Below are 25,924 nucleotides of genomic sequence, written 5' to 3'. Positions count from 1 at the left end.
GAGGTCAAGGATCGGGTTCTGGGTATTCGGTTTTGGGTTTTGAGAATGTACTGAGCTGTCTCGAAAAGTCTGCTAACAACGCAAAAAAGCTCACGGAATGAGCTTTAAACAGCACAGCTCCCGTAAGCTTTTTCATATATGTAGCTATTGTTGTATCTTGATTTATCGTTTATTTCCCTGTATGTCCGAATCCGCCCACGCCACGAACGGTTGCGGACAATTCCTCTACTTCAACCAGTGTCACTGCTGGCACCGCTTGGAAGACCATTTGGGCAATACGCTCATTACGAGCAATGGCAAACGTCTCCTGACCCAAATTGATCAGCAGCACCTTGATTTCTCCGCGGTAATCGGCATCAATGGTGCCCGGTGTATTCAAGCAGGTAATACCGTGCTTCAGAGCCAGACCACTGCGTGGACGAATCTGCGCCTCCAGTCCATCCGGCATAGCGAGTGAGATACCCGTTGGAATTAATGCGCGTGCACCCGGTTCAAGTACGACATCGCTGTCAACGGCAGCATACAGATCGTAACCAGAGGCCTGTTCTGACATTTTACGTGGCAGGGATACATCCTCATTCCCTGGTTGTTTATGAATTTGAACGAAGTAAGACAAGATCATCTCTCCTAACATTAACTATAGCTTTATCTGTGGAGCCCACCATGGCCATTGCTAGCGGCTCAGCGAACATGTTGTCCAGTACAGCGTTGATGTCATTCATCGTCACCTGCTGGATCTTGGAAATCATATCATCGAGCGTATCATGTCTGCCGAGCATCAGCTCATTTTTACCGATACGGTTCATTCTGCTGCTGGTGCTCTCAAGACTGAGAATCAGGCTGCCCTTCATTTGCTCCTTGCCTTTGTCCAGCTCATCCTCACTGAGTCCCTTATCCGCAAGTTCATGTAACATCTCTTTGGTAAGCTCCAAAACTTCTTTGGTTTGCTTAGGAGCAGTCCCGGCATACACGGTGAACAAGCCACTATCTGCTTGGGAGCTGTGGTAGGAATATACAGAGTAGGCCAGACCGCGTTTTTCCCGAATTTCCTGGAACATTCGCGAACTCATACCTCCGCCGACCGCATTGTTGATCAGCACCATTGCATATTGCAACGGGTCGCCGGAACGAACGCCTGGAAGCGAGATACAGATGTGATTCTGCTCCGTTTTTTTGCGATGAAACAACAGTTCTCCATGGAAGTCCGGCACAGTCAGCGCTGCAGACGTTCCGTGGTTGTCGAACGAGCCGAAATGCTGCTCCAACAGATCAATCAGTTCATCGTTGATATTCCCGGCCACGCTGATCACAGTATTCTCTATCGTGTACTGTTCCTTCATATAGGCGCGAAGGTGATCTGGCGTCATCTCCAGCAGGCGTTCTTTAAGACCCAGAATGGAGTAAGCCAGCGGGTGGTCCTGGTAGGCCGCTTCGCACATCAGATCATGCACCAAATCATCCGGAGTATCCTCGCACATGGCGATTTCCTCCAGAATTACATTCTTCTCCTTGGCTAGTTCTTCGGCATCCAGTTTCGAACGGAAAAACATATCCGCAAGCACATCCACCGCTATCGGCAAATGCTCATCCAGCACTTTTGCATAATAACATGTATATTCTTTCGAGGTAAATGCGTTGACATTGCCGCCGATTGCATCAAACTTCTCTGCAATATCCTTGGCGCTATAGCGGTCCGTTCCCTTGAAAAGCATATGTTCAACAAAATGGGAGATCCCGTTGTTCTCGAGCTTCTCATTCCTGGACCCCGTTTTGACCCAAATCCCGAAGGAAACGGAGCGTCCGGTCGGAATGGTCTCAGTGACTACACGCAAACCGTTCGATAACACTATTTTTTCCAATTGAAAGCCCTCCTGGCGTAACCCTGTTTCTAACAAAAATATTTCCAACGTGCTTTTTATCGTACCAGAAATAGAACGCTCACTCAACTTCTGGAGGCAGAATCCGTTCCGGCGACAAGGTCTGACTAACCGTGCCCAGACTTAAGCCCTTTTTCCGAATGCCCTGTATCATGCCTCTGAGTGCCTTTGAGGAGGACGCCGTAGGGTGCATGAGCACCAGCGTACCTGGCTCTGCTTTAGACGTGATTTTGACAATGACAGATTCCGGAGAAGGATTGCGCCAATCCACCGTATCCAGGGTCCATAGCACAGTTTTGAGTCCCAGACTTGCAGCAATCTCTACGGTCTGCTGATTGAAATCGCCCGACGGTGGAGCGAACCATTTGTTCGTAACTCCCAGCGTCTGCTTCAGCAGCTTCTGGGTTTTCTCAATTTCGGCTGTAGCCCGTGCATGACTCAAATTGCTCATATTAGGGTGTGTATAGGCATGGTTCTCCATCTCATGACCGCGTTTTTGCATTTCTAAAGCCAGCTCCGGATTTTTACTCAGCCAGCTCCCATCCAGAAAGAATGTTACCTTCACTTTTTCTTCATCCAAAATATTCAGCATCGGAATAATATATTCATTGCCCCACGCCACATTAATCATCAGGGAGACCATCGGCTTGCTTGGGTTCCCCCTGAAGATTGGCTGTGCTCCGAGATCATCCAGGGATACTTTGGGCGGGATCTGACGGTAGACATATTTCAGCGACTCTTTGGGCTGCAAAAGCGCGTTCCGATAGGTGGATTCCACATCCACTTCCAGACCATTGTATCCGGGAATGGCTTTCCATACCCTATCCAGCACCGCATCCACCGGTGGAGCGGAGAGCTTCGCCGCATTAGCCTCGATCTGGCTTCGCAAATCATCGTGCGTTATGACGGACTCGTCCTTCCACACTGCCAATCCTTCCTGTGGCTTTAACTGGACCAGCATGTCCCTCACAGGACCGTTGGTACTCCCTATTCCAATAATTATAGCAATGCAGGCCAGCACGAGTGCGACCTTTTCCGTCTTCATGATCCTTTCCTCCTCCGGCACAAACCAATGTTTCCTGCTGCACAGCGCTGTGCAGAGAGGCTTTGTCCCAGCCTATGAAAGTTTCGAGGAAATTATGCATGCATTGGATCATCGCCATGAGCTAAACTCTGATGAAAACAAGAAAAGCACCTTACGGTGCCCTGCCTCAATCCTATGTTGTTAAATCTAAATACTGACTATAAAGTGTAATGAGAAAAAGAGCCAGAATACTTACGCTTCTGCCTCTTTTAACCCTCGCAGGCCAGAGTAAAAATTTACGCCTTGGCTACGCCTTCGGAAGTCAGTACCGCTTTGCGGGAAAGGTTGACACGACCTTGTTGGTCGATCTCGGTCACTTTTACGGTAATTGTATCGCCAATAGCCACTACGTCCTCTACCTTAGCTACACGCTCGGTGGACAGCTGAGAAATATGCACCAGACCATCTTTACCTGGGATTAATTCTACAAATGCGCCGAATTTCTCGATGCGTCTAACGGTACCGACGTAGATTTCGCCGACTTGCACTTCACGTACAATGCCTTCGATAATGGTGCGGGCTTTCTGAATCATCTCTTCATCAGAGGAACCAATGAATACACGACCATCTTGTTCGATGTCGATTTTCACGCCGGTTTCTTCAATGATTTTGTTGATGATCTTGCCGCCAGCTCCGATAACATCACGGATTTTGTCCGGGTTGATGTTGATGATAATGATTTTAGGAGCGTATTTGGACAGACTTGGTCTTGGCTCGGAGATCACTTCATTCATTTTGCCCAAGATGAACATACGTCCTTCTTTAGCTTGTTGCAAAGCATCCTGAAGAATCTTCCGGTCAATACCGTCGATCTTGATGTCCATCTGAATCGCAGTTACACCCTCAGCCGTACCTGCAACCTTAAAGTCCATATCGCCAAGGTGATCTTCCATACCTTGAATATCGGTCAGAATGGAGACATGCTCTCCATCTTTGATCAATCCCATAGCCACACCGGCCACTGGTGCCTTGATCGGTACACCCGCATCCATCATTGCCAGAATACTGGCGCAAATGCTCGCTTGGGAAGTAGATCCGTTAGATTCAATAGCTTCCGAAACCAAACGAATAGTGTACGGGAACTCAGTTTCACTAGGGATAACTTTGGACAACGCGCGTTCTCCGAGTGCACCATGTCCAATCTCGCGACGGCCTGGAGCTCTTAGCGGACGGGCTTCCCCTACGCTGAACGGCGGGAAGTTGTAATGGTGCATGAAGCGCTTCGTCTCAGCCAGATCGATACCATCAAGAATTTGCACATCACCCAATGCACCAAGTGTACATACGCTAAGGATTTGTGTTTGTCCCCGGGTAAACAGACCGGATCCATGTGTACGCGGCAGCAGACCTGTGTCACATTCAATCGGACGAATCTCATCCAGCTTACGACCATCCGGACGAACCTTGTCATGTGTAATCAGGCGTCTGACTTCTTCTTTCACGATATCATGAAGAACTTCCTTGACATCCTTCAGAAGCTCAGGGGTTTCTATGTATTTCTCAGTGAAATACTCAACAGCTTCATCATTCACAACATCAATCGCCTGCTGACGAGCATGCTTCTCGGCAATTTTGACAGCTTCCACTAAGCGGCTCTCCGCAAAAGTACGGACCTCAGTGTTCACATCAGCAGCTACTGCATGCAGCTTCACAGCCATTTTTTCCTTACCAGCCAGTTTGACCAGTTCTTCAATGGTAGCAACGATATTGCGAATTTCATCATGTCCGAACATAATGGCTTCGAGCATTACTTCTTCCGTTACTTCGCTCGCTTCCGCTTCCACCATCATGATGGCGCTTTTCGTTCCGGCAACCACGACATGAATGTCGCTTTCCGCTTGCTGGGCAATATTCGGATTAATTACAAATTCACCATTGATCCGACCCACGGCTACGCCGCCAATTGGACCGTTAAACGGCACATCAGAAATACTCAGTGCTGCGGAAGTACCAATCATAGCGGCAATTTCCGGCGCACAATCCTGATCCACACTCATGACAAGGTTCAAGACTTGCACATCATTCCGGAAGCCTTCCGGGAACAGTGGGCGTATGGGACGGTCTGTCAAACGGCTGGACAGAATCGCTTTTTCACTCGGTCTGCCCTCCCGTTTAATAAAACCACCCGGAATTTTACCCACCGAATATAATCTTTCCTCATAGTTAACCGTAAGCGGGAAAAAATCCAGATCCTTCGGCTCTTTCGAGGCTGTAACCGTACACAATACAGAAGTATCACCATAACGCACCATTACGGCTGCATTAGCTTGTTTGGCCAAACGGCCTGTTTCCAGCACAAGGCGTCTTCCGCCCAACTGCATTTCCACACGTTGTTCCATAAAGTCCCTCCTTAATTGAAATAAACGGATTTATCACCCGTTAAAATTGCACAAATTCTGTATACAACTGAATCAATTTCATAATGCCGATTTAAACCCGACGCTCACTCATGGATTTATGAAATGGATTCAACTACAAGCAAAAACGGCTTGTCCTCCCAGCGAGATGATGCAGCCGTTTTTGCGAATCATATCTTCTTTCAGTCTTTCAACAGTTTCCCCATAATTTTCAAAAAGCAACCCAGTTGTCCCGCTGTCGCTCCGAAAAGGACGTACGGTATACAACCAGGCTGCTTTAAGAGTAAGCTTATGGAATATTAACGACGCAATCCCAGTTTTTCGATCAGGGCGCTGTAACGACGGACGTCTTTGTTTTTCAAATACGCCAGCAGTTTACGACGTTGGCCAACCATTTTCAACAATCCACGACGGGAGTGGTGATCTTTCTTGTGCGTACGCAAGTGGTCAGTCAAATTAACGATGTTCTCCGTAAGGATAGCAACTTGCACCTCAGGGGATCCAGTATCGGATTCATGAGTTTTGTGCTCGTCGATCAATTGGTGTTTACGTTCTTGAGTCAATGCCATCCTGTTCACCTCCTTCATAATAATCGCCAATAGCCTCGTAGCCGTCGGTGAGAACAAGCAACCAAGCTAAGGTTATGATGCCAAAGTGCGGCAACGTTTATCAGTATAGCATCTTCACCGACAAATGTAAACGGCATGTCCACTACCTATTATAAATATTGCTGTAAAAGCTGTTTGGCCGTTTCGGAATCCTGCCCGATCTGGGCGATCAGCGCCTGGATGGAGTCAAATTTACGCTCCGGCCGGATGTATGAGACCAATTCAACCTTAAGATGCTGATCATACAAATCGCCTGCAAAATCGAATAAATGCACTTCAAAGTTTGGTGCTATCACGCCCTCATGGAAGGTCGGCTTCACCCCTACATTCATGACACCATGTAGCACTTGGTCATTGTAGAACACGCGAACGGCGTATACGCCTTTGGCGGGTGTGACGAACCGGTCATCAAGCTGCAGATTCGCCGTCGGAAAGCCGATGGTACGTCCGCGCTTCTCACCGTGTCCGACCATTCCGCGCAGATGATAGAAGCGGCCAAACCAAGCGTTCGCCAGCTCCAACTCACCGTTCTGAAGGCTCTTGCGGATACCGGAGCTGCTGACCTTCTCGCCATTCAAGAGGAATGGCGGAGCAGTCTCCACATTCATGAGACCTGCTCCCAATTGCCGAAGCATGTCCACATCGCCTTCCCCTTGATAACCAAAGCGGAAGTCAAAGCCGACTACCGCCGTAGTAATTTGCAAAGGCAGCAGCATAACGGACACAAAATTCTGCGGGCTGACTCTGGAGAGCTGCTCATTGAATTCAACTATATACAAAATATCAACACCCATGTCCGCAAGCAGCTTCTGCTTGTCAGCCTGTGGCGTCAAATACCCTTCATAATCTCCTTTACCCATAACATCCTTCGGATGGGGATGGAAGGTCATCACGGCAGCCGGCACGCCTTCTTTGCGGGCCAGAGCCACAGCCGAGGCAATGACACTGACATGACCAAGATGCAGGCCGTCAAACTGCCCGAGAGCAACGACTTGCGGCTGTGCCCACTGCGCGGCTGTCTCCGGAGGCATTGGATAGGTTAACGTTACGGTTCTCACGCTGTCTCTCACCTACAATTCACTTTGTAAAATTGATATTAGACTTGTGCAAAAACTTTGACCGGAGCGATCGCCCCAGCCTCATCCAGCTTGTAAATACCAAGAAACTCCCCTTGCAAATCGTAAAGCCTGAAATCACCGTCTGTCTCGACTTCCGGGGCAACAAAACGTAAGGAAAGGCGCTGGCCCTGCAGGGCTGCCTTCTTCTTCTCGTCCATCACCTTATGCTGCGGTAAATGAGCAATCGCCTCGTCAGCAGCAATCAGATGACTTTCCAGCGTTCCTGCTTCTTTATGGTCTGCAATCTCCTCAAGCGTTAGACAATGCCCGGCAGTAATGCCTGCAGACATCGTTCGTTCCAGTTTGACCATCACCCCCGGCACACCCAGCGCCCGGCCAATATCGACGCAAAGCGTACGGATATAAGTGCCCTTGGAGCACAGTGCACGGAACGTAATATCGGGATAATTACCGTTTCGAGTCACATCCAGCAGCTCGATTTCGTAAATCTCCACTTCCCGGCTTTTCCGTTCTACGGTCTTGCCTTCTCTGGCCAGTTCGTATAGACGTTTGCCATCTACCTTGACTGCAGAATACATCGGTGGGACCTGAGAGATCACGCCTTGAAAAGAGTTCAATACCGCCGCGATCTCTTCATCCGTAACATTCACCTCGTCAACGGTTTCCGTGATCGTTCCGGTCAGATCCTCTGTATCACTGGCCATGCCAAGTCTCAGTGTAGCGACATACTCCTTAGGTAGTTCCTGGATATATTCCACTACCCGGGTAGCCCGTCCTAGACATAACGGCAGCACACCTGTCACTTGGGGATCAAGTGTCCCCGTATGACCGATCCGCTTCATACCCAGGATACGCCGGGCTTTGGCCACAACATCATGGGAAGTGAACCCAGCTGGCTTATACACTGCCAAAACTCCTGTAAGTTCACTCATAAATGACGTCTGACCTCCTCAAGGATAAGCGGAATAACCTGCTCCAATGGCGCCTCAACCTTGGCACCGGCTGCACGGGTGTGTCCTCCGCCGCCGAAAGTCTGCGCCAGAGCCGCAACGTCCACCTTGCCCGCAGAACGCAGGCTGACCTTGACTGCATTCTCATGAATGACCTTGAACAGAATGCCAACCTCTACCCCGCGAATATTGCGCGGATAGTTCACAATCCCTTCGAGATCCTCATTCTCTGCAGCACAATCTATCATGTCCTGCGGAGTCACGTGAACCCAGGCAATGTGCCCTTCCGGTGACATCTGCAATGTATTCAAAGCCCGGTTTAATACCTTAACCTGCGGCAATGTCATTTCCTCCAGCAGATTCTCCGCCAGTTCCGGACCATTCACACCAAGTGACAGCAGTTCAGAGACTGTCGCCATTACCTTCGGTGAAGTATTGGAATAACGGAAACCGCCGGTATCCGTCAATAATCCGGTATAGATAGCCGTCGCAATCTCAAGATTCCACTCTACTCCAACAACCTTGAGCAGATCGAACAGAATCTCTGCGGTGGCCGCCGCATCCGGCTTGATCAGGTTGACCGTTCCATACCCATTATTGGTGGGATGGTGGTCGATGTTGACGATCTGCGCCCCTTCGGCAAAATAACGCTGTGTTCTTCCTACACGCTCAAAATCGGCGCAATCTACACAGATGATATGGCTATAAGGGCCAGGCAGCTCCTGCTCAGACATGTTCACGATCTCACTGGCATGCCACAGGTACTCCATCCGCTTCGGAATAGGACCTTCATTGATCATAGTGTAATTTTTGCCCAGACATGAGAGAAGCCAGCCCACCGCTAGGGTGGAGCTGACTGCATCTCCGTCCGGCTGAACATGCGACACTACAAGGTAATCGTCATGGTCCAGCAGAAACTCACGGGTCTGCTGGAGACTTTGTTCATAGCTCTGCATTCGCCGTCTCCTTTTAAGTTGACTATCTCTCTTCGTTCTTGCCAATATCACCAAGCAGCTTCTCAATATGACTGCCGTAAGCAACGGACTCGTCAAACTTGAAGATCAGCTCTGGGGTATGACGAAGGCGGATTGCCTTGCCAAGCTCTGTGCGAAGAAAGCCGTTGGCTTTGTCGATCGCTTTAAGAGATTTGGCTTTTTGTTCCTCATCCCCGAACACGCTAAGGTATACTTTGGCTTGTGACAAGTCGTTCGTCACTTCTACGCCAGTCACCGTTACAAAACCAATTCGGGGGTCTTTCAATTCGCTCTGGATCAGTTGGCTCAGTTCTTTCTTGATCTGCTCGCCAACGCGTCCGGCTCTGATTTTAGACATCTATATTCACCTCTTCGCTTAGCGCTCTACACGTTCCATGATGAACGCTTCGATAATGTCACCCTCTTGGATGTCATTATAGCGTTCCAAAGTTACGCCGCATTCATAACCTTGCGCCACTTCTTTGGCATCATCCTTGAAGCGCTTCAGGGTATCGACCTTACCTTGGAACACAACAATTCCGCTGCGAATCAAGCGCATTTCAGCACTGCGAGTGATTTTGCCGTCAGTAACCATACATCCTGCAATATTACCCACTTTGCTGATTTTGAAGACGTTACGTACTTCAGCATGCCCGATAATGTTCTCTTTGAAGATAGGATCAAGCATCCCTTTCATGGCACTTTCGATCTCTTCGATTACATTGTAAATAATGTTGTGCAGACGAACATCCACTTTCTCTTGCTCAGCAGCTACTTTGGTCTGAGCATCTGGACGAACGTTGAAGCCAATTACGATAGCATTTGATGCTGCAGCCAAGGTAATATCGGATTCTGTAATGGCACCGGCACCGCTGTGAATAATCTTCACGCGTACGCCTTCCACTTCGATTTTAGCCAAAGAGCTCTTAAGCGCTTCTACCGAACCTTGCACGTCAGCTTTGATAATTACGTTGAGATCTTTAATCTCACCGTCTTTGATGTGCTGGAACAGATCATCCAATGTAACACGGGTGTTCGTGTTCAGCTCAGACTGGCGCTGGGACGTAGAACGTCTGTCAGCGATAGCACGGGCTTTACGCTCGTCTTCGAAGGCCATGAACGGATCGCCCGCTTGTGGAACCTCTGTCAGACCCGTAATTTCTACTGGTGTGGATGGTCCTGCTTCTTTGATCTTGCGTCCTTTATCATTCACCATAGCACGTACGCGTCCGAAGCAGTTACCTGCTACAAATGCATCCCCAATTTTGAGGGTACCATTCTGTACGAGAATACGTGCAACCGGTCCACGGTTCTTATCAAGTTCGGCTTCTATAACGGTACCGCGTGCCCGTTTGTCAGGGTTCGCTTTGTACTCATTAACTTCAGCAACGAGCAAGATCATTTCAAGCAATTCTTCCAGGTTAATACGTTGTTTAGCGGACAGATTAACGAAAATTGTATCTCCGCCCCACTCTTCAGGTACCAACTCATAGCTTGTAAGCTCTTGCTTCACCTTATCAGGATCAGCACCTGGCTTATCAATTTTGTTGACAGCAACAATAATCGGAAGGCCTGCAGCTTTAGCATGGTTAATCGCTTCTACCGTCTGTGGCATAACGCCGTCATCGGCTGCTACAACGATAATCGTCATATCTGTAACTTGAGCACCACGAGCACGCATTGCGGTAAACGCTTCGTGACCCGGAGTATCCAGGAACGTGATTTTCTTGTGGTTAATTTCTACTTGATAAGCACCGATGTGCTGAGTGATTCCGCCTGCTTCTCCACCCGTTACATTCGTGGAACGGATAGCATCCAGCAATGTTGTTTTACCATGGTCAACGTGACCCATGATCGTAACTACTGGAGGACGGGATTGCAGATCGTCTTCAGAATCGTTCTCTTCAACGGTTTCGAAGCTATCCTCATCCACTGGAATCTTCACTTCTACTTCTACTCCGAATTCACCGGAAAGCAGCAGAATGGTGTCGATATCAAGTTCTTGGTTAATGGTCGCCATAACACCCATGGAGATCAGCTTTTTGATAACTTCCGAAGCATCCTTATGGAGCAGCTTGGCAGTTTCACCGACAGTCATGCTACCGCGAACGATAATTTTCTTCGGTGTGTTGTCGATTTTTTCACGACGTTCCATGGATTGGTTTCTGCCACGGTTATTTTTGCCGCCGCGTCCACGGTAGTTACCGCCTTTGCCATCATCAAAACGACGTTGGTTCGTGTTCGGTCTGCCGCCAGTCGTATTCTTCTTAGGTCCGCCAGCGCCGCCACGGGAGAAATCTCCACCTTGACCTTGCTGTGGACGACTATCAGTACGCGGTGCGCCGCCTTGTGGACGGTTGCCGCCGGCTGTACTGTTTTGCGGACGGTTACCACCGCTAGTAGCGCCTTGCGGGCGATTGCCAGTGCCGCCGCTACCTTGCGGACGACTGCCGCCGGTGCTGCTTTGTGGACGGTTGCCACCACCTGTGTTGCTGCCTTGCGGACGGTTGCCGCCGGAATTACCTTGTGGACGACTGCCACCGGTCGAATTACCTTGTCCTTGTGGACGGCTTCCGTTGTTACTGCTAGTACGCGGCGCTCCGCCTTGCTGTGGACGCGCATTTTGTGTGGAACCTGATTGTGTTCTGCGGGAATCTTGTCCGCTTTGGGGCCTTGGGGACGTTGTAGTTTGGTTGTTATTTTGGTTACTGTTCATACCTACCTGCTTTTCCGGTTGATTTTTGTTGGCATTCTGGGCACTTGGGGGACTGGCTGTTACCGATCCGGTTGTCACCGTTCGGCTGCTGGTGCCGTTATCCCGCTTGGCCGCAGCGTTTGATTTGATGTCCTTGAAGAATTGCTCTACTTTATTGACAGCGCCGTTCTCCATTACACTCATATGATTATTCACAGGAACATCCAAACGCTTCAGAATTGTAATAATTTCTTTACTACTCATATTCAGTGATTTTGCATATTCATACACACGCAATTTGTCTTTATTGTCTTCTTTAGTCAATAAATACACCTCCGACTGTATCTCCGAGTTGCTTGGAGATCATTTCCGCGAATCCTTTATCCGTAATGGCCAGCACTACGCGCTGGTCTTTACCAATACTTGCACCGAGGGTATCTCGGTGAAAAGCGATTACTAGTGGAATATCGTAGGTTCCGCATTTATCACGGAACTTTTTCTTGGTGTTGTCTGACGCGTCACCCGCAAGAACGACCAGCTTCGCCTCCGATGACCGTACCGCTTTGAGTACGATCTCGTCGCCGGTGACTAATTTGCCTGCTCTCATCGCAAGTCCTAAATAAGAAAGTACCTTACTCATTATCCTCACTATCCTTTGCTGCCAAGAACTGCTCCTCAACGGACGCAAAGTCCCGGGCAAGCTGGGCATAGATTTCGGAGCTTACCTGACATTTTAAGGCCCGGTCAAGCGCTTTGTTCTTCTGGGCCAGTTTGAAGCATTCCAGCTTGCCGCATATATAAGCGCCGCGGCCTGACTTCTTACCGGTCAGGTCAATAAGCACCTCGCCCTCCGGAGTTCTGACCACCCTGATTAATTCTTTCTTGGGCATCATTTCCTGGCTGGCTACGCATTTCCGCAATGGAACCTTTTTTTGTTTCATTGTATCGCCCCCCGCCTTGACACGTTAATTAATCAATGGAGACGGAATCCTGATGCATTTCATCACTGACAGACTTAGGTCTGCCGTATTCCTGTTCCGCCTGGGTCTCGCTCTTGATATCGATCTTCCAGCCGGTCAGCTTAGCAGCCAAACGAGCGTTTTGCCCTTTGATGCCGATAGCCAGCGACAATTGATAATCAGGAACGATCACCCGCGCCATTTTCTCCGCCTCGAATACTTGAACTTCAAGTACCTTGGACGGGCTCAGCGCGTTGGCCACATATTCTTCCACTGATTCGGAATAACGGACGATATCAATCTTCTCGCCGCGCAGTTCGGTAACGATCGTCTGTACACGCATGCCTCTAGGGCCTACGCAAGAACCGACCGGATCCACTTCCGGGTTGCGCGAGAACACGGCAATCTTGGAACGGAAGCCAGCTTCACGGGCAACGGAACGAATCTCCACTACACCGTCAAAAATCTCAGGAACTTCAAGCTCAAACAGACGCTTCAAGAGACCGGGATGGCTGCGGGACAGCAGAATTTGCGGGCCCTTAGTGGTGTTCTCAACCTTGGTGATATAAGCCTTGATGCGCTCGCTCTGCTTGAATTTCTCTCCAGGCATAAGTTCGCTTAGCGGCAGAACCGCTTCGATCTTACCAAGGTCCACATAGATGTTGCGCATATCCTGACGCTGAACAAGGCCGGTAACAATATCCTCTTCCTTGTCGATAAAAGCGTTATAAATGAGTCCACGCTCTGCTTCGCGAATACGTTGGGTAACAACTTGTTTAGCCGTTTGAGCGGCAATGCGCCCGAAATCACGCGGGGTGACCTCAAGCTCGGCCACATCTTCCAATTGGAAGTGCGGGTTAATCTCTCTTGCGGCTGGCAGCGAGATCTCAGTCCGTGAATCCAGAACCTCCTCGACCACCAGCTTGCGTGCGAACACCTTGATTACTCCAGTGTTGCGGTTCATGTCCACACGAACGTTCTGCGCTGCATTGAAGTTGCGTTTATAGCTAGAGATTAGCGCAGCTTCAATGGCTTCAAACAGCACATCCTTGCTGATGCCCTTCTCCCTTTCCAGTTCATTCATAGCTTCAATAAAATCCATACTCATGAAATTCCGGTCCCCCTTTCAAGACGTTAAAAAATAATGGCCAATCTCGCGCTGGCGACTTTGGCATATGGCACAACATGTTCTTTTTTGCCCGCGGAGATGAGCAGTTCCTCGTTCTCGAACGAAAGCAAACGACCTTCGAATTCCTTGAGTCCTTGAATCGGCTCATAAACCGTCACATATACGTCTTTACCTACCGCCTTAGCCACATCTGCGGCTTTCTTGAGCGGACGTTCCGCTCCCGGTGAGGACACTTCAAGGAAATAAGCCTCGGGAATAGGATCATTCTCATCTAGCTTCTGGCTGAAATATTCGCTAATGGAGCCGCAGTCATCAATATCAATACCGCCATCCTTATCAACGAATATACGCAGGAACCAGTTGGAACCTTCCTTTACGTATTCTACGTCTACCAGTTCAAAGCCATTGTCGTCCAGATAGGGTCCGAGCATCTGCTCTACCGTTTGTTTAATTTTGGATTTGGGTGTGCTCAAAAAATTAACCTCCACGAACTTGTCTTTTGCTATATACCAAAGATAAAGAGTGGGTTTCCCCACTCTTTACACAACGGACTTATCTCATTATTACCAAAAAAATTATAACATAGTGCGTGGGCACTGACAAGTGCCAGCCCTTGACTGCCCCTTTTCAGGAGTCATGACCATTGCAGTTTCCCGCAATCAACCTGTTATATCCGGCAGCAAATCTATGCGAAAATGAGGTCGTTAGAAAAGAGAAAGCTGGTTGCTTTCCGGTAGTCCCCGGAAACAACCCATGCCGGTAAGAAGCTCAATAACCGTCTTACTTGCTTTGGATTTCTGCTGGAAATCCTCTATCGACAGGAACTCTCCGGCGTCCTTGGCGGCAGCAATATTGATCGCTGCGTTATCCCCGATGCCCGAAAGTGCAGAGAACGGCGGGATGAGACTGTCGCCATCCACAGTAAAGCGGGTAGCGTCAGAGCGATACAAATCGATATTCTTGAACGTAAGACCGCGAGCGGTCATTTCCAAAGCCATCTCCAGAATCGGCAACATCGCCTTTTCCTTAGGCAGCGCCTGGAATCCCTTTTGCTCAATCTCTACGATCTGGCGACCGATCGCCTCATAACCCTGACAACAGAGATCAATGTCAAAATCCGCTGCCCGTACAGAGAAGTAGGTCGCATAATATTCAATCGGATGATAGAGCTTAAAGTAGGCGGTACGCACTGCAGAGATAACATACGCTGCTGCGTGCGCCTTCGGGAACATGTACTGAATCTTCAGACAGGAATCAATGTACCACTGAGGCACCTTGCATCGTTTCATTTCCTCGATCCATTCTGGCGGCAGCCCCTTACCTTTCCGGACGCTTTCGGTAATTTTAAAGGCTAGACTGGCATCCATGCCGGCTTTATAGATCAGGAAGAGCATAATATCATCCCGACAACCAATAACGGTCTTGATGTTACAGGTATTATTCTTGATCAGTTCCTGGGCATTTCCCAGCCATACGCCAGTTCCGTGCGACAATCCGGAAATTTGCAGCAAATCCGCAAAGCTCGACGGCTTCGATTCGATCAGCATCTGCCGCACGAACTTGGTCCCCATTTCCGGTACCCCATAGGTGGCCACAGGTGACCGAATCTGCTCGGGACTAACCCCTAGCGCTTCCGTAGAGTTGAACATACTCATTACTTTAGCGTCATTCATCGGGATAGACGTAGGGTCCACACCAGTCAAATCCTGAAGCATCCGCATCATGGTCGGGTCATCGTGGCCCAGAATATCAAGCTTGAGCAGGTTTGCATCAAAAGCGTGATAATCAAAGTGCGTTGTCTTCCATTCTGCATTGACATCATCCGCAGGGAACTGTACAGGTGTAATATCTTCTACATCTATATAATCCGGCACCACGACGATCCCCCCGGGATGCTGTCCGGTATTCCGCTTAACGCCTGTACATCCTGCCGCCAGACGGCTAACCTCGGCACCACGCCAGCGTTTCTGGTGATGCTCCTCGTATTTCTTGGTAAAACCAAAAGCAGTCTTCTCCGCTACCGTACCAATCGTACCCGCACGGAATACGTTATCCGGTCCAAACATGGTCTTCGTGAAATTATGCGCTTGTGGCTGATATTCACCGGAGAAGTTAAGGTCGATATCGGGAACCTTGTCGCCTTTAAAGCCAAGGAAGGTCTCGAACGGAATATCCTGCCCTTCACCCTTCAGCATCCCGCCACAGTCCGGACAGACTTTGTCCGGCAGGTCAAATCCGCTCGGTACACTACCGTCCAGGAACCACTCGCTGTGCCGGCAATCGGAATTACGGCAAACATAATGCGCCGGAAGCGGATTAACTTCCGAGATGCCAAGAAACGTAGCTACTACGGAGGAGCCTACTGAACCCCGCGAGCCTACGAGATAACCGTCACGGTTCGATTTTTTAACGAGACGTTCGGATATCAGATAGTTGGCCGAGAATCCGTATTTAATAATCGGCTCCAATTCTTTTTCCAAACGGGCCACTACGACCTCCGGCAGTTCCTCACCATAAATTGATTTCGCTGTCGTGTAGCAAGTCTCGCGGATTTCCTCATCTGCCCCTTCCAGAATCGGAGTGAACAACTTATCCGGGAACAACTCCAGCTCCTCAAAGCGATTGGCCAGTTCCACCGTGTTCGTCACCACAACCTCCATCGCTTTTTCCGCACCCAGGAAATCGAATTCAGCTAGCATTTCCTCTGTCGTCCGGAAATGGGCATCCGGCTTACGCATATCCTTCAGCGGGCTAAAGCCCGTAATGCCGTTTATGGTAATATCGCGGTACAGCTTGTCGCGCGGCTCGAGATAATGCACATTTCCTGTAGCAATTACCGGCTTGCCCAGCTGCTCACCAATCTCACAAATTTTGCGTACCACGTCACGTAGTTCTTCAGGACTGGCTACAAACCCTTTGTCCACCAGATGCATGTACATTGTCAGTGGTTGGATCTCCAGCACATCGTAGAATTGGGCGACTTCCATCGCTTCCTCAACCGTTTTGTTGAGTACAGATTCAAAGAACTCTCCCCGTTCACAACCTGAGATGACCAGCAATCCGTCCCGCAATTCTTCAAGCTTCGACTTTGGAATACAAGGAACCCGCTTGAAATACTCTGTATGCGATAAGGAAATCAGTTTATAGAGATTTTTCTTACCGATAGCATTAAGGGCGTAGATACAACAATGAAACGGCCGCGTGTTGGAGAGGTCATTCCCCACATAATCATTGAGCCGATCCAGTCTTGTCATCCCTTTCAGCTTCTCAGCATCCGCAAGCAGACCGTTCAGAATGCCCCCCAGGGCAATGGTATCGTCAACCGCACGGTGATGACTTTCCAATAGCACTTTGTATTTATCCGCCAGTGTGTTCAGACGGTGATTCTTCATTGTGGGATGCAGCAGTCGCGCTAACTCCAGCGTGTCCAGTGACGGATTAGTCAGCTTGGGCTGCCCGAGCTTGGCCAGAGAGGCTTGAATAAATCCCATATCGAATCTGGCATTATGAGCAACAAGTATACTGTCCCCTATAAACTTTACGAAATCGTGCAAAACAGGCTCCAGATCAGGAGCGTCCTTGACCATTTCATCCGTGATATTCGTCAATTGCTGGATATGATACGGAATCTTCTCGTGCGGGTTAACAAAAGTGGTATACCGATCCAGCTCTTTGCCCTCGCACATCTTGATCGCTGCAAGCTCTGTAATGTTGTTGCGAGTGATTGATAAGCCCGTGGTCTCGATATCGAAAACTACATAAGTAGCTGTCTTCAAATCAAGCGGCTGCGGATTCTCAACAATATTTACCGCGTCATTCACGACATTGGCTTCCACGCCGTACAGCATTTTAATCTTGTTCTTATGGGCAGCATGGTTCGCTTCCGGAAAGCTTTGAACTCCGCCATGATCGGTAACGGCCATTGCCGTGTGGCCCCATTTGGCCGCTGTTTTGATATAGACATCGACTGGCGTTACAGCGTCCATGGTGCTCATTGTCGTGTGCAGATGGAACTCTACTCTTTTGACTGGAGCATTATCCTTACGTGCCGCTGGCGCCGCAACCTCGGATAAGTCCGATGGGATCATCACAAGCTCCGGAATCTGCATAAAGCGATCGTACTCCACTCTTCCCCGCGCTCTTACCCATTTCCCGTTGGCCAACTGGCCCATGATCTTGAGGTCTTCCTTATTCTTAGCGAACATCTTCATTTGCAGGGAGTCGGTAAAATCAGTAAGGAAGAAAGTAAAGAGTGTGCTGCCATTGCGCAGTTCTTTGCTTTCCAGGCCAAAAATAGTTCCCTGAATCGTTATTTTCTTCTCTTCATCCTGAATCTCAATAAGCGGCACAGGCGGTTCTTTGATATCATAGCCGACCTGAAGCTTCACGACCTCATTAGGATCGCCTTCATCTTCAACTGCTTCTATCTCAACCTCCGTCATCATCTGCTCGATAAATTCACGCTGCTCTTGCTGGAGCTTCTGCTGGAATTCTTCGAAGACAACGGTATTATCCTGATTTTCAGCTACCTGAATTTTAACCCTGAGCGGGAGAGCAAAATATTTATCGTAAAATTTAATAATGGCGGTATCGATTCCCTTTTTACGGGCCAGTTCTTGAGACATTGCATCGCTCATCGTCAGCAACAGTGTACCGTCTTGAAGTTCCTGCGAAGAACGTGTTAACCAGCCGTTTACGGATGGAATTTCACGTTGAACCCACTCCAGAAATAATCCCCAATACTCAGCTACCAGATCCGCTCTGCTTACGCTCTCCGCATATTGGAACAAAAAGCTCACTTTCGCAATATGCTGCAGCTTCTCCCGCATTCTCAGACAAAAGGTACGGTACGCCTGCGCAGGTACAAGAGTTTCTTTGGCAATGACAATATGCCAATCCCGGTTGCCACGGCTAATTTCAACACGCTCAATACTTCCATCCAGAAAATAAGGATCGATAAGTCCAGGCGGTATTTCGCCTTGCTTCATCAGAAGCTCGAACCTTTTTCTTCTTTCTACGTTTTGTTCCATGGCTTCCCTCCACCTTATGATCGCCCTGACTTTCCAATGATAAAAAGCTTCCAGGTCAAAAAGCATTGGGTTCTTTCGGCCCGCCGACTCCTTTCGCCAGAAGCTGCATGAAGTACATCTATATCTTGTAAAGTCGCTCTCGATTAGTACGCTTTAGCAAATACAACCGTATGTGCGGCTGGTTTGCCACAGCAGATGCAGACTTGCTTCTGCTCCGCAGGATTGAACGGAATATTCCGGCTGGTTGCCCCGGTCTCTTCCTTAACCTTGGATTCACATTCTTCAGATCCACACCAGCCTGCCAGTGCAAAGCCACGCTTTTCTTCCATAGAGGCCTTCATTTCATCCAAAGTCTCAACAGAATAGAAGTGATCTTCCCGGAATTTGAGCGCCCGTTCGAACATTTCGTTGTGTACCTGCTCTAGCATCGCCTGAACTTCTTCTACAAGGTTCTCTTGTTGTATAACTTTCTTCTCACCAGTAACCCGTGACACCAGAACGCAAACGCCGTTCTCCATATCACGTGGACCAAGTTCCAGACGAACTGGTACTCCGCGCATTTCGTATTCGTTAAACTTCCAGCCTGGAGTTACATCCGCACGGTCGTCTACGCGGACACGAATGCCTGCGCTTTTCAGATCTTTAAACAACTCATCGGTCCGTCCGATTACAGCTTCACGAGTTTTCGGAGGTCCGATTGGAATCATAATTACCTGCGTTGGAGCCACCTTCGGCGGCAGTGCGAGACCACGGTCATCGCCATGTACCATGATCATCGAACCGATCATCCGTGTGCTTGTCCCCCACGAAGTAGTATGAACGTATTCCAGAACATTGTCGCGGCTCAGGTATTGGATATCGAATGCCACAGCAAACTTGGTCCCCAGGTAATGGGAAGTTCCGGCTTGCACAGCACGTCCGTCCTTCATCATAGCTTCAATGGAATACGTATCTACTGCACCCGCAAATCGCTCGGAAGGTGTCTTCTGTCCAGTAATTACTGGAATCGCCAGATAGCCTTCTAAGAAGTCACGATAAATCTCCAGCATTTGCATCGTCTCAGCGCGCGCTTCTTCCTCATTCTCGTGCGCCGTGTGCCCTTCTTGCCAGAGGAATTCGCTAGTACGAATGAATGGCAGTGTACGTTTCTCCCAACGTACGACGTTCGCCCATTGGTTAATCAATACGGGAAGATCACGGTAGGACTGAATCCACTTGGAGTACATATGCCCGATCATGGTCTCCGACGTCGGACGAATCGCCAGACGTTCTTCCAACTGGTCTCCACCTGCTTCTGTTACCCATGGCAACTCGGGATTGAAACCTTCGATATGATCCTTTTCCTTTTGGAAAAAGCTCTCCGGAATGAACATTGGGAAGTAGGCATTGCGGTGACCCGTTGCCTTGAAACGACGGTTCATCTCTTCCTGGATATGCTCCCAAATTTCAAAACCGTCCGGCTTGAAGACGATACAGCCCCGCACCGGGGAGTAATCCATCAGATCCGCTTTTTTTATAACATCAATATACCAGCGTGAAAAATCTTCGCCTTGCGGCGTAATTTCCGTTACGAATTGTTTATCTTTTGACATGTGCTGGAATTCCTCCCGTAAATAAAAGCAAAATTATCCGCTAATCAAGCGCAATATATCATTATAAGTTACTGCTATCATAAGAAGGAAGAGCAACGCGAACCCAACGAAGTGGACCATGCCTTCCCGGCCGGGATCAACCGGCTTGCCGCGCAACGCCTCAACTCCAAGGAACGCCAAACGGCTTCCGTCAAGCGCAGGAATCGGCAACAAATTGAAAATGCCAAGATACAAACTGAGAATTGCGGCCCAATATGTCAGGTACTGAATGCCTTGTTCAGCAATCTGTCCTGTCATCTGGAAGGTCCGCACAGGTCCCCCAATATCATCCATGTTGAATTTATTAATCAGCTGTTTGAAGCCAACAAAAATCATCTTCGTAGTGCTGACCATCGCTGTACCAGCACCAGACACCGTTTCCCCTATGCTGGCCTTGCGGCTTGGAAGCTCTGGTGTGATTCCCACCTTAGCACCCTCTTCCCCCTCCATAGTGCGGGGAATTAGCGTGAAATTCAACGTCTTGTCATCGCGAAGGATAACCCACTTCATTTCTTTACCCTTGGAAGCGGCAGTCAGGGAGATCATTTTCTTGTAATCGGCACCGATCTTCTGGCCATCGATGGAGTCCACAATATCGCCTTTTTGGAAACCCGCTTCTTCAGCTGGCATACCTTTGCTGACATCGCCGATTTTTACATAAGTCGGATTCTCGAGTGGAATGCCGACCATTTGCAGATGAATCGCGAACAGAACAAAAGCTAACAGGAAGTTCATCACTGGGCCGGCAACAATCGCCAAGGCACGCTGTCCTACCGTCTTACTACCGAATTGACGATCTTTGGGCGCAATCTGGGTCTGTTGACTCCCTCTGACCATCATCGCCTGCGGATGAACGTCGTAGGTTGTAACTTCACCATCTACGTCCAGAGAGATCTTCAGATCGTTCTCAAGATCGGTATGCTGTGCCTCGCCGCGAATCACATTCTTGCGAGTGTCGAGAGCATCTAGATAGATATTCTTGATCTTATTGTCCTGACCCAGTCTTACAGCAATGGTCTGGCCCGGACCGATCTCGACAATCTCTGGATCTTCTCCGGCCATTCGCGCATACCCGCCGAAGGGCAACAGACGCAACGTGAACTGGGTCTCATTGCGTTTATAGGAGAACAGTTTTGGACCAAAACCGATAGCAAATTCTCTGACAAGTATGCCAGCGCGTTTGGCAAAGTAATAGTGTCCCCATTCATGTACGGTCACCAATACAAAAAACATCAGCACCGTTAAAAAAACGACTTGAACCATTTCCAAGCGTAACATCCCCCTTTAGGTGTAAGACCGAAGTATGTCCTCTTAATTTATCATTATTCTCCGATCAGGCACAAGAGAATCAACAGTCCGAACCTATTTTTAGGGTCAGGCAATGATTAGCAGTTATAAAAAGCAGGATGTTTACAGCTGTGCCGAAAGTTCCCTCGCCGCTCGGTCACAATGCCCGATTTGCTCCAGATCAGGATTACTTTCGTTGTTATGGCGCTGTAGCACCTCATCAATGATCTCTTCAATACGCAGGAATGAAATTTCGCCGCGCAGGAAGCGATCCACCGCAATCTCGTTCGCTGCATTAAATGCCGTTGTAGCGGTTCCCCCTGCTTTACCACACTCAATTGCTAGTCGAAGAAGCGGATAACGTTCAAAATCCATCTCCCGGAACGAGAGCCGGCCTGTTTCGGCCAGCGAGAGGCGTTTTGCCGGGGAATGCCAGCGATCTGGATAGGTCAAGGCGTATTGGATCGGAACACGCATATCCGGGGAACCAAGTTGGGCAATAATGCTGCTGTCACGGAATTCCACATAAGAGTGAATGATGCTCTCTGGATGCAGCAGCACATGGATCTGCTCATAAGGAAGATCGAACAGCCAATGAGCTTCTATTACTTCTAAGCCTTTGTTAACCATGGTCGCAGAGTCAATCGTGATCTTCGCGCCCATGCTCCAGTTCGGATGCCGCAGTGCATCTTCCACCGTAACCCCTACAAGCTGATCACGGGTATAATCACGAAAAGAACCACCAGATGCTGTTATAGTGATGCTCTCGACATCGCTCCGCTTCTCCCCGTTCAGGCATTGAAAAATCGCAGAATGTTCGCTGTCCACAGGAAGTAGACTTACGCCCTTCTTCCGGGCCAACTCTGTCACAAGATGTCCTGCTGTCACGAGCGTCTCCTTGTTGGCTAGTCCAATTGTTCTGCCCGCTTCAATCGCGGCTAACGTAGACTGCAGCCCGACACTGCCCACCACCGCAGTAAGGACCGTGTCGGCATCGCCTCCTGCCGCAATCTCCACCAAACCCTGGCTTCCGCTAAAAAGCTCCGTACCGGCTGGTAGGGCTCCTCTAATCTCATTAGCAAGCGCTTCGGTGGCGACAGAGACCCGGCGTGGTTTGAACTTACGAACCTGCTCCAGTAAGAGCGCAGTGTTACTTCCAGCCGCTAATCCATCAATTTCAAATTCCTCCGGGTGCATCGCAACGACATCCAATGTCTGAGTGCCGATGGAACCGGTAGAACCGAGAATGCTTATTTTCTTCACAGCAGTACCTTCTCCCTGACATTAATAGTAAGGCATAAGCATTACAATATGTACGAACGGAAATACGATGATCCAGCTGTCGCAACGATCAAGAATGCCTCCATGACCAGGAAGCAGCGATCCTGAATCTTTGATACCGTACACCCGTTTATAGGCAGATTGTACAAGATCTCCGAGCTGACCTAGCACCGCGCAAGAAAGACCAATGAGCAGAGCTCGTCCAAGGGTCAACTGATCAGGAACAAAAATCGCAAAAACAATGGAAATGAGCATGGCGATTAAAACGCCTCCCACTGCACCTTCCACAGTTTTGTTAGGGCTGATCGCAGGCCAAAGCTTGTTCTTGCCAAAGCCCTTGCCTACAAAATACGCTCCGGCATCACTCCCCCAAATGCAGAAGAGCAGCAGGAAGGTCCAGAGTAAGCCATACCCGTCGCCAGAAGACCGGGCCAAAGCCATATAGGAGAATCCCATGCCTATATAGACGATACCGGCAAACAGCAGCGCTGTGATCCGAATATCCATTTTATTTTTAGTGAAAACTGTGACCAACAGAAAGAGGAGCAGCAAGAGCCAAATCCCTTGTTCCGAGGACAATAATGCGGTCACTCCAAGCAAATTCCAAGGTATCATAAAAGCTGCAATCGCGCCATAACCGAGCAGAGCCGTACCGCCAAACGCTGGCGAGCCGGTCATCTTCACGAACTCATAGTAGCCGATGAGAGCCATGGCAGTCAGCAATAGCTGGTACGGCCAGCCTCCCAAAAGGCATAAACCCAAAAATATAGCTCCGGCAACAACACCGGTAATCAAGCGCTGCTTCAAAGGTCTCCATCTCCAATCAGGCTACTTCAGTCCACCGTAGCGGCGTGTACGCCGCTGATATTCGGCAACGGCCTGCAGCAAATGTTCTTTGTTAAATTCAGGCCAGTATGCATCCGTAAACCACAGTTCACTGTAAGCAAGCTGCCACAACATAAAATTACTAATTCTCATTTCTCCACTAGTGCGAATCAGCAGATCGGGATCAGGCAATCCGCCAGATAAAAGTCTGCTATCGATAAGCTCAGACGTAATGTCTTCCGGTTTCAGTACCCCTGCTTCTATATCATTGCCCAAACTGCGCATGCAATCTGTAATTTCTTTTCTCCCCCCATAGTTCAGGGCAAAATTCAAAATAAGTCCAGTATTGTTTTGGGTTCTGGCAACTGCTTCTTCCATCGCTTTGCGGGTATATGAAGGCAGTGCATCGGCATCGCCCATGACACGTACCTGCACGTTTTTTTCGATCAATTCATCAAGTTCAATTGCCAAAAACTCTTCTGGCAATCGCATTAGGAACTCAACCTCATCCTTAGGGCGTTTCCAGTTTTCAGTCGAGAATGCGTACATCGTTAAGTATTTGATACCCAGTTCATCTGCGGCAATGGTTGCTCGTTTGACGGCTTTCATCCCATTTTGGTGACCGACAATTCGCGGCAAGCCGCGCCGTTTGGCCCAACGTCCATTACCGTCCATAATTACCGCTACATGCAGGGGGATGTTATCCGGTGAAATCTCGACTGGCTGCTGCCTGTCTTTACGGCCCAACCACGCTTGAACCCGTTTGATCATTTCCGTTTCCTCCAAGCTCTTATCAGAAAGAGACAAACCCCACCAATGACGGAGGGGCCTTAATCTCTTGATTATCTTTAAACTTCCATAATCTCTTTTTCCTTGGACAAGAGCACTTTGTCAACCTCAGCTATGAACTTGTCAGTAGCCTTTTGGATATCTTCCTGATGTCCATGGGATTCGTCCTCAGAGATTCCGTTTTTCTCCAGCTTCTTGATATCATCGTTAGCATCGCGGCGAATGTTGCGGATCGCCACTTTTGCATCCTCACCGAAACGTTTGGTGAACTTCACCAGTTCTGCACGACGCTCCTCGGTTAGCGGAGGGATAGACAGACGAATGATGGTGCCGTCATTAGCCGGCGTCAAGCCAAGATCCGATTTCATGATCGCACGCTCGATGTCAGACAACGAAGATTTGTCCCACGGCTGAATCAACAGTGTCCGGGAGTCCGGTGTGCTGATATTCGCGAGCTGATTCACAGGTGTAGGTGCACCATAATATTCTACCTGAATACGGTCCAAAAGCGCTGTAGAAGCACGGCCCGCACGCAATGTTGCCAGATCACGTTTCAACGACAGAATCGCTTTTTCCATACGTTCTTCAGCATTTTTCTTAATCGTTTGTGGCATTAGTCTACACTCCCCTTAACAATCGTCCCGATCTTCTCACCAAGAACGACTCGTTTGATATTACCTTGTTCTGTAATGGCAAACACGATGAGCGGTATATTATTATCCATGCAGAGAGAGGAAGCGGTGGAATCCATCACGCCAAGATTCTTATTCAGTACATCCATGTAGGTAAGCTGTTCATACTTCTCAGCTGTACTGTCTTTGAAAGGATCGGCAGAGTATACACCGTCCACTTTGTTCTTCGCCATCAGAATGACCTCTGCTTCAATTTCGGCTGCCCGTAGAGCTGCAGTGGTATCTGTAGAGAAGAACGGATTTCCTGTACCTGCTGCAAAAATCACAACGCGGCCCTTCTCCAAATGACGAATCGCCCGGCGACGAATGTACGGTTCAGCAATCTGTTGCATTGAAATCGAAGTCTGCACACGTGTCGGCACATCGATTTGCTCAAGTGCGTCCTGCAGAGCAAGAGAATTCATCACTGTAGCCAGCATACCCATATAATCGGCAGTTGCCCGATCAATGCCGCTTGCGCTGCCAGCGATTCCACGCCAGATGTTGCCGCCGCCGCAGACGATGGCTACCTGTACTCCAAGTTCCACAACTTCTTTAACCTGTTCCGCGATGGAGATAATCGTGTCGGCATCAATACCATATCCGTTTTGTCCCGCTAGTGATTCACCGCTAACTTTAAGGACTACTCTCTTAAATACCGGCTGTTCCAATTGTATACCCTCACTTTCTTACAAAAG

22 protein-coding genes are annotated in these 25,924 nt (G+C 49.1%); all 22 read right to left on the bottom strand.

The genetic code is table 11. The features are described 5' to 3' along the window. Positions 1 to 169: 169 nt before the first annotated feature. The 22 genes from dut to pyrH all read right to left on the bottom strand — a co-directional run bounded on the left by dut (position 170) and on the right by pyrH (position 25,897). Positions 170 to 622, bottom strand: a complete 453-nt coding sequence (gene dut, locus ACFVRY_RS07325) for a dUTP diphosphatase (RefSeq protein ID WP_387498819.1) — start codon at positions 620 to 622, stop codon at positions 170 to 172. Further along, a complete protein-coding gene (locus ACFVRY_RS07320; protein ID WP_387498741.1) occupies positions 591 to 1,859 on the bottom strand; it encodes a M16 family metallopeptidase in 1,269 nt (422 codons plus the stop codon). Before ACFVRY_RS07320 ends, dut begins: the two co-directional genes overlap by 32 nt. A gap of 79 nt (positions 1,860 to 1,938) precedes the next feature. After that, positions 1,939 to 2,922: a polysaccharide deacetylase family protein gene (locus ACFVRY_RS07315; RefSeq protein ID WP_387498739.1), complete on the bottom strand. Its 984-nt coding sequence runs from the start codon at positions 2,920 to 2,922 to the stop codon at positions 1,939 to 1,941. A gap of 275 nt (positions 2,923 to 3,197) precedes the next feature. Next, a complete protein-coding gene (gene pnp, locus ACFVRY_RS07310) occupies positions 3,198 to 5,300 on the bottom strand; it encodes a polyribonucleotide nucleotidyltransferase (protein ID WP_387498737.1) in 2,103 nt (700 codons plus the stop codon). Positions 5,301 to 5,617: 317 nt separating this feature from the next. Next, positions 5,618 to 5,887: a 30S ribosomal protein S15 gene (gene rpsO, locus ACFVRY_RS07305; protein WP_066362055.1), complete on the bottom strand. Its 270-nt coding sequence runs from the start codon at positions 5,885 to 5,887 to the stop codon at positions 5,618 to 5,620. Between the two features lie 149 nt (positions 5,888 to 6,036). Beyond that, positions 6,037 to 6,984 carry a bifunctional riboflavin kinase/FAD synthetase gene (locus ACFVRY_RS07300; protein WP_387498736.1) on the bottom strand — a complete coding sequence of 316 codons (948 nt, stop codon included), beginning with the start codon at positions 6,982 to 6,984 and terminating at the stop codon, positions 6,037 to 6,039. 38 nt (positions 6,985 to 7,022) lie between these two features. After that, on the bottom strand, positions 7,023 to 7,937 hold the full coding sequence (truB, locus tag ACFVRY_RS07295) for a tRNA pseudouridine(55) synthase TruB (protein WP_387498734.1): 915 nt from the start codon (positions 7,935 to 7,937) through the stop codon (positions 7,023 to 7,025). Beyond that, positions 7,934 to 8,911, bottom strand: a complete 978-nt coding sequence (locus tag ACFVRY_RS07290) for a DHH family phosphoesterase (RefSeq protein ID WP_387498732.1) — start codon at positions 8,909 to 8,911, stop codon at positions 7,934 to 7,936. Before ACFVRY_RS07290 ends, truB begins: the two co-directional genes overlap by 4 nt. Before the next feature lie 22 nt (positions 8,912 to 8,933). Further along, entirely contained in the window at positions 8,934 to 9,287 is a 354-nt protein-coding gene (rbfA, locus tag ACFVRY_RS07285; RefSeq protein ID WP_066362061.1) for a 30S ribosome-binding factor RbfA, read from the bottom strand. Between the two features lie 18 nt (positions 9,288 to 9,305). Continuing rightward, complete coding sequence (gene infB, locus ACFVRY_RS07280) at positions 9,306 to 11,948, bottom strand: translation initiation factor IF-2 (RefSeq protein WP_387498729.1); 2,643 nt, start codon at positions 11,946 to 11,948, stop codon at positions 9,306 to 9,308. Then, complete coding sequence (locus tag ACFVRY_RS07275) at positions 11,941 to 12,264, bottom strand: YlxQ family RNA-binding protein (protein ID WP_066362065.1); 324 nt, start codon at positions 12,262 to 12,264, stop codon at positions 11,941 to 11,943. Before ACFVRY_RS07275 ends, infB begins: the two co-directional genes overlap by 8 nt. Next, complete coding sequence (gene rnpM, locus ACFVRY_RS07270) at positions 12,257 to 12,565, bottom strand: RNase P modulator RnpM (protein ID WP_066362066.1); 309 nt, start codon at positions 12,563 to 12,565, stop codon at positions 12,257 to 12,259. Before rnpM ends, ACFVRY_RS07275 begins: the two co-directional genes overlap by 8 nt. Before the next feature lie 28 nt (positions 12,566 to 12,593). Then, positions 12,594 to 13,691 carry a transcription termination factor NusA gene (gene nusA, locus ACFVRY_RS07265; protein WP_066362068.1) on the bottom strand — a complete coding sequence of 366 codons (1,098 nt, stop codon included), beginning with the start codon at positions 13,689 to 13,691 and terminating at the stop codon, positions 12,594 to 12,596. A 26-nt stretch (positions 13,692 to 13,717) separates the two neighbouring features. After that, positions 13,718 to 14,185 carry a ribosome maturation factor RimP gene (rimP, locus tag ACFVRY_RS07260; RefSeq protein WP_387498727.1) on the bottom strand — a complete coding sequence of 156 codons (468 nt, stop codon included), beginning with the start codon at positions 14,183 to 14,185 and terminating at the stop codon, positions 13,718 to 13,720. A gap of 231 nt (positions 14,186 to 14,416) precedes the next feature. Then, positions 14,417 to 18,742 carry a PolC-type DNA polymerase III gene (locus tag ACFVRY_RS07255; RefSeq protein ID WP_387498726.1) on the bottom strand — a complete coding sequence of 1,442 codons (4,326 nt, stop codon included), beginning with the start codon at positions 18,740 to 18,742 and terminating at the stop codon, positions 14,417 to 14,419. A gap of 143 nt (positions 18,743 to 18,885) precedes the next feature. Then, positions 18,886 to 20,334, bottom strand: coding sequence for a proline--tRNA ligase (proS, locus tag ACFVRY_RS07250; protein ID WP_387498724.1), 1,449 nt, complete (start codon positions 20,332 to 20,334; stop codon positions 18,886 to 18,888). A 33-nt stretch (positions 20,335 to 20,367) separates the two neighbouring features. After that, positions 20,368 to 21,642, bottom strand: coding sequence for an RIP metalloprotease RseP (gene rseP, locus ACFVRY_RS07245; protein WP_387498722.1), 1,275 nt, complete (start codon positions 21,640 to 21,642; stop codon positions 20,368 to 20,370). A gap of 141 nt (positions 21,643 to 21,783) precedes the next feature. Next, a complete protein-coding gene (locus ACFVRY_RS07240) occupies positions 21,784 to 22,923 on the bottom strand; it encodes a 1-deoxy-D-xylulose-5-phosphate reductoisomerase (protein WP_387498720.1) in 1,140 nt (379 codons plus the stop codon). Positions 22,924 to 22,944: 21 nt separating this feature from the next. Next, on the bottom strand, positions 22,945 to 23,748 hold the full coding sequence (locus ACFVRY_RS07235; protein ID WP_387498718.1) for a phosphatidate cytidylyltransferase: 804 nt from the start codon (positions 23,746 to 23,748) through the stop codon (positions 22,945 to 22,947). Between the two features lie 21 nt (positions 23,749 to 23,769). Continuing rightward, entirely contained in the window at positions 23,770 to 24,537 is a 768-nt protein-coding gene (locus ACFVRY_RS07230; RefSeq protein ID WP_066362080.1) for an undecaprenyl pyrophosphate synthase, read from the bottom strand. A 77-nt stretch (positions 24,538 to 24,614) separates the two neighbouring features. Beyond that, positions 24,615 to 25,169, bottom strand: a complete 555-nt coding sequence (gene frr, locus ACFVRY_RS07225; protein WP_066362082.1) for a ribosome recycling factor — start codon at positions 25,167 to 25,169, stop codon at positions 24,615 to 24,617. After that, on the bottom strand, positions 25,169 to 25,897 hold the full coding sequence (gene pyrH / locus ACFVRY_RS07220) for a UMP kinase (RefSeq protein WP_066362084.1): 729 nt from the start codon (positions 25,895 to 25,897) through the stop codon (positions 25,169 to 25,171). Before pyrH ends, frr begins: the two co-directional genes overlap by 1 nt. Positions 25,898 to 25,924 lie beyond the last annotated feature (27 nt).

The sequence above is a fragment of the Paenibacillus sp. NPDC057934 genome (assembly GCF_042887565.1).
In the GTDB taxonomy this organism is placed as follows: Bacteria; Bacillota; Bacilli; order Paenibacillales; family Paenibacillaceae; genus Paenibacillus_AQ.
This window is presented reverse-complemented; position numbering and strand designations above follow the sequence as displayed.